The organism is Alcaligenes aquatilis (genome assembly GCF_003076515.1).
GTDB classification, from domain to species: domain Bacteria; phylum Pseudomonadota; class Gammaproteobacteria; order Burkholderiales; family Burkholderiaceae_B; genus Alcaligenes; species Alcaligenes aquatilis.
Genome location: NZ_CP022390.1, coordinates 567474 through 581475 on the forward strand (window position 1 = coordinate 567474; position 14002 = coordinate 581475).

11 protein-coding genes are annotated in these 14002 nt (G+C 54.8%); 6 read left to right on the forward strand and 5 right to left on the reverse strand.

Translation table 11 applies throughout. The features are described from left to right. The first annotated feature begins 10 nt into the window (after positions 1 to 10). From CA948_RS02635 to CA948_RS02650, 4 genes are all read left to right on the forward strand, one after another. Entirely contained in the window at positions 11 to 547 is a 537-nt protein-coding gene (locus tag CA948_RS02635; RefSeq protein ID WP_094196231.1) for an aromatic-ring-hydroxylating dioxygenase subunit beta, read from the forward strand. After that, positions 547 to 1155, forward strand: coding sequence for a cysteine hydrolase family protein (locus CA948_RS02640; RefSeq protein WP_094196232.1), 609 nt, complete (start codon positions 547 to 549; stop codon positions 1153 to 1155). The genes CA948_RS02635 and CA948_RS02640 overlap by 1 nt, the downstream gene beginning before the upstream one ends. A gap of 9 nt (positions 1156 to 1164) precedes the next feature. Then, positions 1165 to 1992 (forward strand): SDR family oxidoreductase, encoded by an 828-nt coding sequence (locus tag CA948_RS02645; protein ID WP_042488955.1) that lies wholly within the window; start codon positions 1165 to 1167, stop codon positions 1990 to 1992. A gap of 104 nt (positions 1993 to 2096) precedes the next feature. Then, positions 2097 to 3689: a phytoene desaturase family protein gene (locus CA948_RS02650; protein WP_108727246.1), complete on the forward strand. Its 1593-nt coding sequence runs from the start codon at positions 2097 to 2099 to the stop codon at positions 3687 to 3689. 156 nt (positions 3690 to 3845) lie between these two features. Here CA948_RS02650 and CA948_RS02655 read toward each other — a convergent pair whose 3' ends face one another. The 5 genes from CA948_RS02655 to CA948_RS02675 are packed head-to-tail and all read right to left on the reverse strand — an operon-like array spanning position 3846 to position 8501. Beyond that, positions 3846 to 5180 carry an aldehyde dehydrogenase family protein gene (locus CA948_RS02655; protein ID WP_108727247.1) on the reverse strand — a complete coding sequence of 445 codons (1335 nt, stop codon included), beginning with the start codon at positions 5178 to 5180 and terminating at the stop codon, positions 3846 to 3848. A 32-nt stretch (positions 5181 to 5212) separates the two neighbouring features. After that, entirely contained in the window at positions 5213 to 5950 is a 738-nt protein-coding gene (locus CA948_RS02660; protein ID WP_094196236.1) for an SDR family oxidoreductase, read from the reverse strand. Positions 5951 to 5962: 12 nt separating this feature from the next. After that, positions 5963 to 7537, reverse strand: a complete 1575-nt coding sequence (locus tag CA948_RS02665; RefSeq protein ID WP_108727248.1) for a class I adenylate-forming enzyme family protein — start codon at positions 7535 to 7537, stop codon at positions 5963 to 5965. Between the two features lie 34 nt (positions 7538 to 7571). Continuing rightward, positions 7572 to 8018: a carboxymuconolactone decarboxylase family protein gene (locus CA948_RS02670; protein ID WP_108727249.1), complete on the reverse strand. Its 447-nt coding sequence runs from the start codon at positions 8016 to 8018 to the stop codon at positions 7572 to 7574. A gap of 54 nt (positions 8019 to 8072) precedes the next feature. After that, the gene (locus CA948_RS02675) at positions 8073 to 8501 is read right to left on the reverse strand and encodes a hypothetical protein (protein ID WP_094196239.1); all 429 of its coding nucleotides are present in this window, start codon (positions 8499 to 8501) and stop codon (positions 8073 to 8075) included. Positions 8502 to 9071: 570 nt separating this feature from the next. Between CA948_RS02675 and CA948_RS02680 the strand changes: the two genes are divergently transcribed. Both CA948_RS02680 and CA948_RS02685 read left to right on the forward strand, forming a co-directional pair. Continuing rightward, the gene (locus CA948_RS02680; protein WP_108727251.1) at positions 9072 to 11513 is read left to right on the forward strand and encodes a DUF3772 domain-containing protein; all 2442 of its coding nucleotides are present in this window, start codon (positions 9072 to 9074) and stop codon (positions 11511 to 11513) included. Positions 11514 to 11556: 43 nt separating this feature from the next. Beyond that, on the forward strand, positions 11557 to 13956 hold the full coding sequence (locus CA948_RS02685) for a mechanosensitive ion channel family protein (RefSeq protein ID WP_108727252.1): 2400 nt from the start codon (positions 11557 to 11559) through the stop codon (positions 13954 to 13956). The last annotated feature ends 46 nt before the right edge of the window (positions 13957 to 14002 follow it).

A 14002-nucleotide genomic window follows, 5' to 3' on the forward strand; every position in this document is an offset into this window, starting at 1 on the left:
GAGAATTCTTATGTTGTTTGATATTGATTTTGACGTCAGCGTGGATCAGGTCACGCCTGTGAATCTGAGTCTGGAAGCCATTCGCGAAGTAGAGCAGTTCATCTATCACGAAGCTCGTCTACTGGACGAACGTCGCTGGCAAGCATGGCTGGATCTGTGGACCGAGGAAGGCATGTACTGGATTCCTCACAGCTACGATCAGGAAAGCCCGTACGAGCACATTTCCCTATGCTGGGAAAACAAGCTGCTGCGTGAACTGCGTATTCGTCGTCTGGAGAACCACCGCAATTGGTCCCAGCAGCCGATTACCCAGTCCTGCCGCGTGCTGGGCAATCTGATGATCGACGGCACCGATCCGGAAGGTTACCTGGTGGTGCGCTCCAGTTTTCACTCCATGGAGTGGCGCGGTAAAGATCCGGTCTACCGTGTGGGTAGTCTGATTCACAAGCTGCAAGCCCAGGAAGGCGGTGGCTGGAAACTGCGCATGAAGCAGGTGAATCTGGTGGATCGTGACGCGGTTCACGGCGCCATTCAGGTATACATCTAATGTCGGCAGCCCATCACACCGCCTTGCTGGCCCTGCATTATCAGAACGACGTCCTGCACGCTGATGGTCTGATCCGTGTGGGGGTAGAGGCCAACAGCCCCCAGCGTCAGGCTCTGATCGAGGCCGCAGGCCGTTTGCTGGCGCAGGCCCGCGCACAGGGCGTGCCTATTGTGCATGTGCGGGTGGGCTATCGGCCTGACTATGCCGATCTGCTGTGCAATGCACCGATTCTGCACAATGTGAAACGCATCGGGGCCATGCAGACCGGCAGTTGGGGAGCCCAGTTCTTTGACGGGCTGGCTCCCTTGCCCAACGAGTTTGAAGTCCATCACACGCGCATCAACGCTTTCTTTGGCTCCGCGTTGGAGCCGGTGGTGCGTCGTCTGGGGGTGGAGCGTCTGGTGATTGCCGGTGTGGCCACCCATTCCGTGGTGGAAAGCACGGTGCGCCATGCAGTAGACATGGGCTATGAGGTGGCGGTGGTGGCCAGCGCCTGTGGCGCTCCACCAGCTACGCATGAAGCCTCGCTGGCCAGCATGAGTCTGATTGCTCAAATTGATCGGGATGAAGATTGGGCAGCCGTCTTTGGCGCGCCACAAGCACAGTAGGAGAAGCACATGCAGCAGGACATGAAGGTGAATTTACAGGGTAAGGTCGCCATCGTGACCGGGTCCACGCAAGGGCTGGGGGCGGATATCGCCCTGGCCCTGTGCGCCGCCGGTGCGTGGGTGCTGATTGTGGGGCGCAGTCAGGAGGAGGGTCAGCGTACCGAAGCGCGCTTGCAGGCCGTGGGTAAGGCCCAGTTCATGGCTGCCAATATTTGTGATGATGCGCAGCTGGATGCCTGCGTGCAGGCCGCATTGGCACAAACTGGACGCATCGACATTGTGGTGAACAATGCCTGTTCCTATGGGGACGAGGGACTGGCTTCCAGCCGGGAGCTGTGGCATCAGACGCTGGATGTGAATCTGATCTCCAGCGCGATTCTGGCCCAGAAAGCCACGCCACATATGGGGCAGGGTGGTGTCATCATCAATATGGGTAGTACGGGTGGCAAATTCGGCGTGGCCGGACGTGCGCTGTATCCGGCTTCCAAAGCGGCCATCCTGCAGTTCACCAAAAGCTTGGCCGTGGAATTGGCTCCATCGGGGATTCGTGTGCTGACGGTATCGCCCGCCTGGACCTGGTCGCCGTCGGTCGAACGCATGAGTGGTGGTTCGCGTGAATTAGCCAATCAGGTGGGGGCGCAGGTTCATCCTCTGGGCCGAGTCGGTTCCGGCGAAGAAGTGGCCCAAGTGGTCTTGTTTGCCGTGTCGGGCGCCGCCTCCTGGATGACAGGGATTGATCTGCCCGTTGATGGTGGCTTTTCCGTGCTCGGGCCCGAGCAGGGCAAGTCGCCCCGTCACTGGTTTGAACGCTGGCAGGCGCAGTCGTCTGGCTCATAAATAGAAAAGTGCGGTAAAAGAGGTCCAGGGCTTGTTGACACCTGTTTCTTGCTGCGTGTTCACAAGCCCTGACCCCGTTCAGGGCAATTTAAAAAAGGTGTGGGATGACAGACTCAACAAATAAAAAATCGTATTCCGTCATTGTGGTGGGCAGTGGCATCAATTCCCTGGTTTGCGCGGCGTTGTTGGCGCAAAAGGGCAAGCAAGTCCTGGTATTGGAACGTAACGACCGTGCGGGTGGGTGTATCCGTACCGAGGAGTTGTTTCCCGGTTTTACCCATGAACTGCTGTCGTCGTGGTACCCCTTGTTCACCTCCGGTGCTGCCTATGCCCGCCTAAAGGATGATCTGGCCGCCCAGGGCGTGGAGTTTCTGGAAAACGGCTATACCACTGGCGTGGTGGGTAGCGATGGCAAGGGGATGGCCTTGCGCCATGATGTGGGCGATTCGATTCAGCGTATCAATGCTTTGCAAGCAGGCGATGGCGATGCCTTCGGTGCCATGTGCAGTCAGTTGTTCGAGCGCGATGCCGGCCTGACCTTTGGCTTGCTGGGTACCGAGCCTTACAGCCGTGGTTTGTTGGGTCTGCTGTTCTCGCAATGGCGCAAGCGCCGCATGGACGGCATGGTTCAGTACGGACGTGAGTCCCTGGAGTCTTTCCGCCGCTGGGCCGACCGTGAACTGAAAGATGACCGTGTGCGTGGCATGATGGCTCCCTGGGTCTTGCACTCGGGCCTGGGCCCTGACGATGCCTGCTCGGCCCTGATCGGCAAGCTGACTTTTGCCGCCGTGGTGGCCGGTGGTATGCCGGTGGTGAAAGGCGGTGGTCAGAATCTGGTGCGTGCGCTATGCGCCATTATTGAAAAGGCCGGTGGCCGTATTCAATTGAATACCGAAGTGGAAGAAATTGTGCTGGAAGGACAAAAAGCCCGTGGCGTACGTGCCGGTGGCCAGGTCTACGAAGCCAGCCATGTGGTGTGCAACGTCACTCCGCCACAGCTTTATGGTCGCCTGTTACCGGGCGCACCCACTCAAGTACGTGAGCAAGCCAATGCCTACCGTTTTGGCCGTGGCGACATGCAAATTCATCTGGCGCTGGACAGCATGCCGCACTGGAGCGATCCAGAGCTGCTGAAAGTGCCTTTGCTGCACCTGTCCGACAGCCTGGAGGACGTCAGCATGAGCGTGGCCCAGGCCAATAATGGCTTGATCCCCGCCAAGTTCACCGTGGCGATTGGCCAACCATGCTCTTTGGACCCCAGCCGTGCGCCGGAAGGCAAATGGATACTGTGGATGCAGATGCAGGATATGCCGTCCAAGCTGCGTGGCGATGCGGCTGGCAAAATCGATGTGCCTGCCGACGGCAAATGGACTGAAGACGTCAGCAAGGCCGTGGCCGAGCGTATCATCGACCAACTGGAAGGCGTCATGCCCGGTTTGCGTCAACAAATCGTGGGCCAGAAAGTGCTCTCGCCGGCTGATCTGGAATCCATCAACTGCAACCTGGTGGGCGGCGATCCTTATTCGGGCATCTGCTCGCCCGACCAGTTCTTCTGGATGCGCCCCTTTGCGGCCAGTAATGGTGCACGCTCCCACGCAACCCCGTATAAAAACGTCTACCACATCGGTGCGTCTACTCACCCGGGCCCAGGCTTGGCAGGGGCGTCCGGATTCATGGTGGCGGAGCAGATTCGTTAGGGAAGCGCGTTTCGGGAAACGTGACAGGCCAGATAGACCGCGTGAGGTCTGTCTGGCCTGTTTTCATGGGGCGGGCATGGCTGTCCAGGCCTCGTATCCTTCCCGAAAGGCTATCGCCGGATCAGCAAGGAAGCGGGCCTGCTGCAGCCCTGGGGCTTATTTTTTGAACGTCAGGCGCTTGATGTTGACCAGATGCCGCCAATGCACGGGCTCGGTAGAAATATTGCCTCCCCAGGAACCCGACCCTTGCATGAATGAGAGCGGGATATCCGAACTGATGCCCAACATGCCTTGGGTAGCGGGCATATTGACCAGAATGCGTCCGGCGGGCAGGGTGCTGGCAAACTGATGAATCTCGTCCTGATCTTTGCTGTGGATGACGGCCGAGTGTCCGGCTCCTTCCTGCCACAGCAATTGTGCCGCCAGACTGATTCCCTGGCCGGCCTCAGATTTGTACAGCGTCACAATCGGAGCCATTTTTTCCCGGCTCAGGAAGCTGTGCTGCTCGGGATCGGCGGCAATCAGAATCAGCTTGATCGGTGTGGGGCTGTCTACATCCATTTGCTTGGCTAAGGTCATGGCGTCAACACCAATCAGTGTGCGGTGTAGTCGTCCTGTGCTGTCGTCAAAAAGGGCATCAATATGCTGTTTTTCCGATATCAACAGCGCCCCTTTCTGTTTCAAAATCTCGACAAATTCCTCGTACACGCGCTCATCAATAATGATGTTGCTTTCAGAGCCGCACACAATGCCGTTGTCATAGGTTTTGCCTTGCAAAATATCGTCGGCTGCCTGTGACAGGTCTGCGCTGGCACTGACATAGACTGGGACATTGCCTGGGCCGACTCCGATGGCTGGAGTGCCGGAGCTATAGGCCGTTTTCACCAGGTCTCCGCCACCGGTTGCCAGAATCAAGGAGACCTGGTCCGACTGCATGATGAGCTGGGTCGTCTCACGCGAAGGCGTCTGCACGGCTTGAATCAGCGTTTCAGGCAGGTGGTGCTTTTTTAGAATCGCTTGAACCGTGGCCACCACCTGCGCTCCCAGTTGATCCGATTTGCGGGGATAGCTCAGAATCAGGGCGTTTCGGGTCTTGAGGCTGAGCAGGGTTTTGAACAGCGAATTTGGTACCGGATTGGTCAGCGGAACAATGGCGAAAATGACGCCTACCGGACTGGCGTATTCAATAAAGGTTTTGCTGCCATGCAGGCGGCCATAGGTTTTTTCACCGTAGAGTTCCCGGTAAACCCGGTCGGTGACCAAGCCAAGCTTGTGTATCTTGTCAGGCAGGTTACCGATGCGCGTGGCGTCCAGTTCGGTTTGGGCCCAGTACTCCAGTTTTTGTTCAAATGCCTGGGCAATGTCGGTAATCAACGCATCAATTTGCTCGTCGCTGGCTTGTTCGAGTGCGGGTTGCGCCTGAACGGCGTTCTGGACGGTGACCAGGGCGCTGTCTGCAAGGCTGTGTTCTGGTGAGGCTAGGGTGTCCATAGGGCTCTCCTTCGGTATCGTAATGAAAAACGCTACCAGTTGATGGTGGATTTTTTATAGAAAAACTGACCGTTGATGTCCGCTTTGTTGGCCTCTGAGGCAAGCCAGATCGGTGTTTGGGCACCATCGACGGCCGTGTTGGGCGCCTTGGAGGAGTCAATGTGGGGATCCAGACTGGTCTGGCACCAGCCAGGGCTGCAGGAGCAGATGCTGATGTCAGTGTCCCGAAAGTGTTTGGCATAAATCAGCGTGACCATATTCAATGCCGCTTTGGAAATACGGTAGCCAGGGGCTAGTACAGCGTCGAATCGGGATTGTGGGTCCGAGGCCTGGGTCATGGCTCCCAGGTCACTGGACATATTGATAACGCGTGCATCGGCCGATTTGGCCAGCAGCGGCATGAATTCCTGGATAAGAAAGTAGGGGCCGGTGGTATTGGTCGACAAGGTAGAGGAAAAGTCTTCAAACGAAACCTTGTCAGGGGTGAAAATGGAGTCGATCATAATGCCGGCGTTATTGATCAGCACGTCCAGCTTTTCCTCGTGTTGGGCCAATTGCGTGCGTGCACGGACAATGGACTGCGGATCTGTAATGTCCAGTTCAATGAAGCGGGCCTGTATGCCTTCCTGACTCAGTTTCTGGGCCGCTTCCTGTCCCTTTTGACTATTGCGGGCCGTGATGTAAACCTTATGGCCTTGATGGCCCAGGCCCTTGGCGGTTTCATAGCCAATCCCTCTGCTGGCTCCGGTGATCAGGCATGTTTTTTGCATGGTGTTTCCTTATTAGTGTGCCAATTCACGTAGCTGTCTTTTCAGTTTCTTGCCCGTTACGCCGATGAATTCGTTGGCAGACTGCAGTTCAATCGTGGACAGGGCCGGCCAGTTTTTTTGACGCATGAGTTGATTGACTCGTTCGGTGATTTCATCCTTTGACGCTGCGCAGGAATCAAGCAGTTCGATATAGGCGACCAACTCATGGTTATCGGTCATGATGACCGTGGCCTCGAAGATTTCATTGATTTCCGCCATAATCGCTTCTTCGATCTGGCAACTATAAATTTCCACGTTATTAAACGAGAGTGAATCGTTGGTTCTATCTACGTGATAGAAATTCCGCTTTTCATCGAAATAGACCAGATCGCCCGTCAGCCAATAGCCGTCAATCTTGTTCATTTCAGTCAGGGAGTGATTGTTCCAATATCCCTGCGTGACCGATTTGGATTTCACCGCCAGTCGGCCTACGCTGTTTTCTTGCAGGTACTGTCCTTGCTCATTGAAAACAGCCACGTCAACCCAGGGAAACGGTTTTCCAATGCAACGCTTGTAATTGTCGGACTGGGGAGAGTGGACGTTTCTGAAAATGGCAAAGGCAAATTCCGACGAACCCAGATTGTCGACAAAAAACGAGCCTGGAACCGTTTGCCCGTCCCGCTCGTGATGGCCCAGGGATATCAGTTTTCTGATGTGTTTTTCATGGCTGGCATCGCCGGTTGCAATCCAGTAGCTGACGGATTGGAAGTCGGATTTGTCCAGTGTGTGGCGGCACAGGTCCACATAGACTTTCGGAAAAGCAATCACCACATTGGGACGGGTTTCCCGCACTGCCCGGATAATGGTCGCGGGATCTTTTTTGCTGAGGATAGTGACGTGTGCTCCACGGGTGAAAGAGAGCATCAACAGTGAAATCGAGGCCCCATGAGAGTGGGGCAAGATGGACAGGATATGGTCCCCTTTCTGTTTCTTGACCTGCGACCTGACGCCATGAAACATGGACTCATGCGTGAAAATGACCGCCTTGGGAATGCCGGTGGTCCCCGACGTGTGTCCAATCATGATCACGTCTTGTGGTTCATGCGAATAGAAAGGTCGTGACGGGGTTTGTTGTCGTGTTTTTAGCGCGTCAATCGTGTGTACGGGCAAGCTGTAGTTCGCTTGTGCAAACACCTTTGTGATCTCCGCTTCTTTTTCGGGTGTGATGACAAGGTGGTTGGGGCGCACGCTGTGCAGGAACTTGAGCAAAATATCAGTGTTCAGCTCGCCATTGATCAGTGCCGGAATGGCCCCAATGCTGTTCAAGGCCAAGAAATGCAAGAAGTAGTCGATGCTGTCCTGAAAATACAGGCTGACCACTTCCTTGGGTTTGACACCTGTTTGTTCGTAGGATGAAGCAATCCGTCTGGCCGTTTCAATGATTTCCTGAATAGAGAAATCCTGCTTTCTGCACGCTTCATTGTCGATCAGGGACAGAATCTTTTTATCACTACCCTGATAGAACTTCTCATGGATTTTGTGGATGAAATTGCCTGCTCCAAGATGCTCGTCATTGAGCAGTTCATCCAGATGCAGCTCGTCGATCATACGTCACCCTCTTGTATGGAAAATGGTCTGTGTGTTAGCGGCTGATTTCGTAGTTCATGCTGATGGCCAACCGGTTCCAGACGTTGACCAAACCGATCAGATACGTCAGATCAACGATTTCCTTGTCATTGAAGTGAGCCTTGAGTTCATGCAGTTGCGTCTGCTTGTCTTCCAGATTCTGGATAAAGGTCACTTGCTCAGCCCAGCGCAGCGCGGCCTGCTCTTGCTCGGTGAACAGGGGGGCTTCTTTCCACGCATTTAAAAGCAGCAGTTTTCGTTCGGAAATGCCCAGGCTCAGCGCATGTTTGCTATGGACATCAATGCAAAATGCGCAGCCGTTCAGTTGCGAGATTCTGACCTTGACCAGCTCAATCAATTCTTTGTTCAGTGTGGTCTCGCTGTAGATCTGGGCGTCGTACTTGACGATGGTCTTGTAGATGTTGGGGGATAAATTAGATGGGTTAAGTCGAGTCTCAGACACGGGATCTCCTGTCAGTGGGAAAAGGGGTGGGGCGTTCTTGTGAGTACGCCGGTTTTAGCCTTGGGTTTTGCTATCGTTTTGGCCGGTTCGGCATTTTTCGAGTTGCCATAACAGAAAGGCGCTGGCCGAGCAGACCAGGACGTTGAAATTGATCATGAGCTTTGTGCTTAGAAAAAAACTCATGCTCAGAGCAAAAATCAAAAACAGCACACCGCTGATCAGTGCCGCCAGTGCGCTTTTGTAGTTAAGCAGTAAGGCAATGCCTAGCAGTAATTCCAAAAGAGTGACGAACCAGCTCAGTGCGGGAATGGCGCTTGAAAAAAGCCACGGCGTCAGCACCGCTACATCTTGATGGAATCGGTTCATTCCACCCCATGTGATATCGAAATTATTCAGTGCCCCCCAAAGCCCAAAGCGGTCTGCCACCGCAGATAAAAGTGTGAGGGCAAGTGACAGCCTGAGAAAAATCACGATGAATGTCATGTTGGTTTCTTTGCTGTGTTCGGTAGAGGGCACAATTATTCCTTTCTTTGTGTTTCAAAAAAACGATTTCAAGTCACCTGATTATTTATCGGCTAATTATTTTCATTGTTATTTTTTTTTGTTAATTATTCGTCACCTGATTGTTTGTTTTATTTGCTTTTTTGTTTTTTATAGCCGTCTTATAGTTAAAGCATGCTGCAAGAATAACTTAATTTTTAATCAAAAAAATGATTATGAATAATGCTTTTTGTTTTATGGGGTTTTTATTGTTTTTTAATTTCCTTTGATTATTCTTTTAGGTTTTTCTCTTTTTTGTGCCTGCTTGTAAGGGTTTTTTTTAAGCCTGGGTTCGTGTGTTGACTGGCTTGCTGCCTGGGCGACTCGAAATTGACCGTGGCTGACTGGGTAGGGCATGCAGCGCAAGGCGCTCTGAGCCGGTTGGGGGAGCGGGATTTTTCGCCTGTCCCTTTTGTTTTGTGCCAAGAGAGTGATTCTTTCGGTATTCTGTGCATGTTTCTGCTGCCCTGACATTGTCATGAGGGGCCTGATTGTTTAGCCGGAGTTTTCTTGATGCACGCCTTTCGCCGTTCGCGCCTGTGTGCTTTTTTGTCCTTGTGGCTGTTGGTGCTTGCGCTGAGCATGGTGACGGTTTCCACTGCGGCTGAGACGGTGGCCTGGACGCCTGCCCAAGCCAGTGAATCTTTGAATGAATTGCGGGACACGCTGCAAACGGTGCAGGAGCGTTTGCAGAAAAATGACGGTTTAGGTGATTCGGATCTGGTGGCCCTGCGCAATCAGTTGTTGCTGGCGCAAGAGCAGGCGCAGGATATGAGCATGCGCCTGGAACCCGAGTTAGTGAGTGTCACGGCGCGTTTGAGTCAGTTGGGGCCGGTAGATGATCCGGCCGGTGAGTCCGAGGACATTGCCCGTCAGCGTGCACAGTTGCAGCAAGCGGTGACCGAGCTGGACGGCATGATCAAGCTGGCCCGTTTGATTGGAGTGGAAACCACGCAAGGTCTGGATCAGGTGTCCAAGCAGCGCCGGGTGATTTTTCAGGCGGAGCTGGGGCGACAGTCGCAATCGGTTTTGACGCCGCGCTTCTGGCGCAATGTCTCGCGTGATTTGCCCGGTGACCTGGCTCGGGTAGAGCGCATGCGCAAAGATCTGGCCCAACGGGTGACGGACTTGCCTGGTTATGTGCCGTGGTTGGCGGCAGCATTAGCCGCCGTACTGCTGGGCCTGTCGGTCTGGGCGGTGCGGGGATTAGAGCGCTTTACCATCAGCCACACCAAGCCTTCGCGTTTACGACGCTCTTTTTATGCCACCGCGTTGATCGTGCTCTATAGCCTGACCCCCGGTTTGCTGGCTTCGGTGGCGGCAGGGCTGTTTTATTGGAACGGCAATCTGACTGCGAATCTGGCCAGCTTTGTGTCCAAATCCGTGTTTGCCTTGTATCTGGGTGGTTTTGTGACGGGAATGGGGCGTGTGCTCTTGTCAGCACAACGTCCTAGTTGGCGTTTGCCTCCTATTCCCAGCAAGGTCGCCTTGAAGTTGGCCTGGCTGCCGCTGGCGCTGGGCATCATGGTGGCCTTGACCTGGATGTCGCAGCAATTGCTGGGACTGATCAACGCCACGCTAAGCACGACGTTATTGGTCAACAGCTTTAACACGTTGACCCTGAGCATTTTTATCGCTATCGCCGCCTGGAATTTAAGTCAGGGGCGGGACAAGACGCCGGCGCCTGACGCGGGTGACGACCCGCAAAAAACGGCCCCCGTACAGCACGGGACGACCTGGTTGCGGGCTATTCCCATCACCCTGGGGGTGGTGATTGTGCTGGGCATGATCGCCTTTTTGCTCGGTTATATCGCGCTGAGCAGCTTGATTGTGCAGGAGATGTTGTGGCTAAGTCTGGTGATTTGCACCTGTTATGTGCTGGTCGCGCTGATTGCCGATATCGGCCAAAGCCTGTTGCTGCAGTTCAAGGAAAAGCGGGCTGCTAATGAATGGACCAGTTCACAATTGCGCGGCAGCAGCCAGATTGTGATTGTATTGTCCGGGGCTCTGCGTCTGTGCTTGATTATCACGGCCATTACGCTGGTCTTGCTGCCCTTTGGGGAAGACCCCACGCAGTGGTTGCAGCGTCGTCTTGGTTTTTTGGTCACGGGTTTTTCTCTAGGACAGGTGCAGCTCAAACCTAGCTCTGTGTTGCTGGCGGTGCTGATTCTGGTTCTGGGTATTGTGTTCGTGAAAACCTTGCAACGCTGGGTTGCCAACCAGCTTTTGCCCGCAACGCGTATTGATCCCGGTATGCGCGTGTCTACCGCCAATCTGTTTAGCTACGTGGGCTATTTCATTGTGGTGGCCACGGCAATTTCGTCTTTGGGAGTTGGCCTGGAGCGCATGGCCTGGGTGATTTCCGCCTTGTCCGTGGGTATCGGTTTTGGTTTGCAGGCGGTGGTGCAGAACTTCGTGTCGGGTTTGATCCTGCTGGCCGAGCGTCCCATCAAAATCGGCGATTGGGTCAGCCTGAACGGGGTGGAGGGCAATGTTCGCAAGATCAATGCTCGTGCCACAGAAATCGAGATGTTTGACCGCTCCACCCTGATTGTGCCGAACTCCGAATTCATCACCAAAACCGTGCGCAATGTGACCTTGAGCAATCCTTTGGGGGTGGTGAAAGTCAAGATCAATATGCCTATCGACACGGACGCTAAACGGGTGCGTTCTATCATGCTGGATGTGATGCAGAACTATAGCGATGTATTGGCCGACCCCGCACCGGATGTGACACTCGATGGCTTTGATGCCAATGGTTTGCAGTTCACCGCCACTTGCTATGTCTCGTCACCTCGTATTGGCAGCCGGGTACGTAGCGTCTTGATGTTCGATATTCTGGATGAGTTGCGAAAAGAAGGGTTGGCGTTGCACCATACGCAAACCATGACGGTCTTGCCAACGACGCCGGCGGCCAGCCAGACAGAAAACAATAATCCCTTGTTGAATGATTAAATCCAGATAACAACAACAGGCAGGGTCCAGGGAGACGGAAACCATGAAGCCGCTACGACTAGGTGTACAGGTCTTGCTCTTGTGCCTGAGCCTGATGGGGGCCTGGGCAAGCGCACAGGCACAAGCCTTGTCCGAGGTCGAGCAAGAGCGTCAAATGATGCGCGATCTGCAGCGGACTCAGGACGAAATCCGCCTGATGCAGTACCGTCTGGACGACAACAAGATCTCGATACAACCGGAGCGTGCTTACGAGCAAGATCAGAAACTGTTGCAAGCGCTGGAGCTGTCTGGCCGGACGGTGCAGTCCTTGGAGCGCCGCAGCCGCCTGTTGCGAGCCCGTTTGCAAGAGTTGGGCGAGGACGCGGGGGATGAGGCGGATCAAGTTACGCTTCATAACGAGCGAATGCAGTTACGACGGGCTGATGCGGCCTTGCGTGCTGATTTGCGCGTAGCGCGCCTGGTACAGCTGGAAGCGCAGCAGACCCGCCAACTGTTGCGAGAGGCGACCGAGCGTTACGAGCACGCCAAGCGCTGGCAACGCGATTCCTCCCTGATGTTGCTGGAAAGCCTGCCCGAGTTGGGCCAGGCCTGGCCTGCAGACCGCCAGAAACTGTCCGACTTTGCTCAGCAATGGCGTGAAACGTGGAGCAACAGCAGTTGGCGGCAAAGCAGTGCTTCATTGTGGATGGCGGCCGCTGTTGTGTTGTTGATGCTGGTATTGTTTCGCGGCATGCCAGTTTGGGTAAGCCGTTATCTGCCAACTGGGCGTTTGCGTCGCTCCAGCCTGACCATCGCCAATTTTTTCTTATGGTTTATCGCCATCTGGGTGGTGGCGGATCAGTTGATTGAACGGGTGTTTCAGCGGCCAGATCTTGTTCAAACCCAGTTGGAGCTCCTGGCTTACTTGAAAGTGGGTGCATGGGTGGCGGCCGTGGCGCTAGCCTGTATCAAGGGTATAGTGCTGCAGCCTCGGGCTTCCTGGCGTTTGATCCCTGTGTCCACGCAGACTCAACGTCGACTGCGTTACTTTGCGCCCGCTTTCTTTCTGGTCGTCTACGCGGACGTCATAAGTGGTTTTTTCCGAGGATCGATAGGTGTCTCGGATGCATTTCAGTCGCTGGCTGACGGTGTGAGCAGCCTGCTGTATCTGATCCTGTACGGCTATGGTTTGTGGGTTTTGCGTGACGAGCTGTTCAACCGTACGGACGCTTCGGGGCAGGGGGCAGGCAGAACAGGTCGCAGTTGGGCGCGTTTGGCCTTTAAAGGCGGCGTCCTCGTGTACACCCTGGTGTTGGGCTTGTTCATCGCAGGCTGGCAAGGCCTGTCGGATGACTTGATGTCGCATTTCATGACCATGCCCTTGCTTCTGGGCTTGCTGGCCTACGTGGGGATGGTGTGGTTGCAGGACATGGCGGACTCTTTGCTGGCGTATCTGCGTCATCGCAGCCACGATCCGGATGCAGCGCCGATTCGCGTGCAAAGTCAGTTCATTATTGTGTTTTTTGCTATCGCCCGTATGACTGTTTTGGGTCTGGCCATCTGGATGGTCAGCGGGGATTGGCTGACTGAACCCAAACAGATGCTGGAGTCGGGCCTGGATGTCTCGCGTGAGGCCTTGCGCTTGGGGGCCGTGCAGTGGCGTTTGGACTTGTGGCTGATTGCCTTGGGCGTGATGCTGGTGGGGGCGGTACTGATCCACTTTCTGCGTACCTGGTTACGTCAGAGCTACATGCCCAACACCACTCTGGAACCCGGCCTGCAAAATGCCATCGTCGGCATGGTGGGCTATGTCGCTTACTTCGTTTTGTTGGTGATCTGCTTATCCATGCTGGGTGTGCCGATTGAGTCCGTTACCTGGATTTTTACGGCTTTGACGGTGGGGGTGGGTTTTGGCTTGCGGGGTATTGTGCAGAACATTGCTTCCGGTTTGATGCTGATGGTGGAGCGCCCCGTCAAAGTGGGAGATTGGGTGGAGGTAGAGGGCAGTGAAGGCAATGTGCGCCAGATCCGTTTGCGAGCGACCTATGTGGAGCGGTTTGATCGCACCATGGTGATGGTCCCCAACGCCCAGATGATGGGCCGGCAGGTACGCAACCTGACTTACACGCCGACCTCTTTGGGGGCGATTGAGTCCCGCCTGTTATTCCCGCTGGATGTAGATGCCGATGTGGTCATGCAGATTTTGCGCGACGCGGTGCTGGCCGAGCCGGAAATTCTGGATGAGCCTGCCCCTATCTTGACGTGTGACGGGATTTTTGGTGATGGGGTCGCGTTCAGTACGCGTTGTTTCATCAATAGCATGCGGGTGCATCGCCGGGTGCGCAGCAACCTGATGCTGGATATCTTGCGCCGTCTGCGGCAGCAGGGTATCAGCTTGCATCCGGCGCAACGCTGGGTGCAGGAAGCAATGGACAAGGACAAAGCCGAGGACGAAGACCTTTAGGGTTTTCCCAGTGATTGAAAGCTGAAATATTCATCCGTATAATTTG

Bases quoted from the DNA above. Each gene is read 5' to 3' on its own strand.
- CA948_RS02675 (WP_094196239.1), bottom strand. From the start codon at position 8,501: ATGACATTCATCGTGATTTTTCTCAGGCTGTCACTTGCCCTCACACTT.
- CA948_RS02660 (WP_094196236.1), bottom strand. From the start codon at position 5,950: ATGCAAAAAACATGCCTGATCACCGGAGCCAGCAGAGGGATTGGCTAT.
- CA948_RS02635 (WP_094196231.1), top strand. From the start codon at position 11: ATGTTGTTTGATATTGATTTTGACGTCAGCGTGGATCAGGTCACGCCT.
- CA948_RS02645 (WP_042488955.1), top strand. From the start codon at position 1,165: ATGCAGCAGGACATGAAGGTGAATTTACAGGGTAAGGTCGCCATCGTG.
- CA948_RS02640 (WP_094196232.1), top strand. From the start codon at position 547: ATGTCGGCAGCCCATCACACCGCCTTGCTGGCCCTGCATTATCAGAAC.
- CA948_RS02665 (WP_108727248.1), bottom strand. From the start codon at position 7,537: ATGATCGACGAGCTGCATCTGGATGAACTGCTCAATGACGAGCATCTT.
- CA948_RS02685 (WP_108727252.1), top strand. From the start codon at position 11,557: ATGAAGCCGCTACGACTAGGTGTACAGGTCTTGCTCTTGTGCCTGAGC.
- CA948_RS02680 (WP_108727251.1), top strand. From the start codon at position 9,072: ATGCACGCCTTTCGCCGTTCGCGCCTGTGTGCTTTTTTGTCCTTGTGG.
- CA948_RS02655 (WP_108727247.1), bottom strand. From the start codon at position 5,180: ATGGACACCCTAGCCTCACCAGAACACAGCCTTGCAGACAGCGCCCTG.
- CA948_RS02650 (WP_108727246.1), top strand. From the start codon at position 2,097: ATGACAGACTCAACAAATAAAAAATCGTATTCCGTCATTGTGGTGGGC.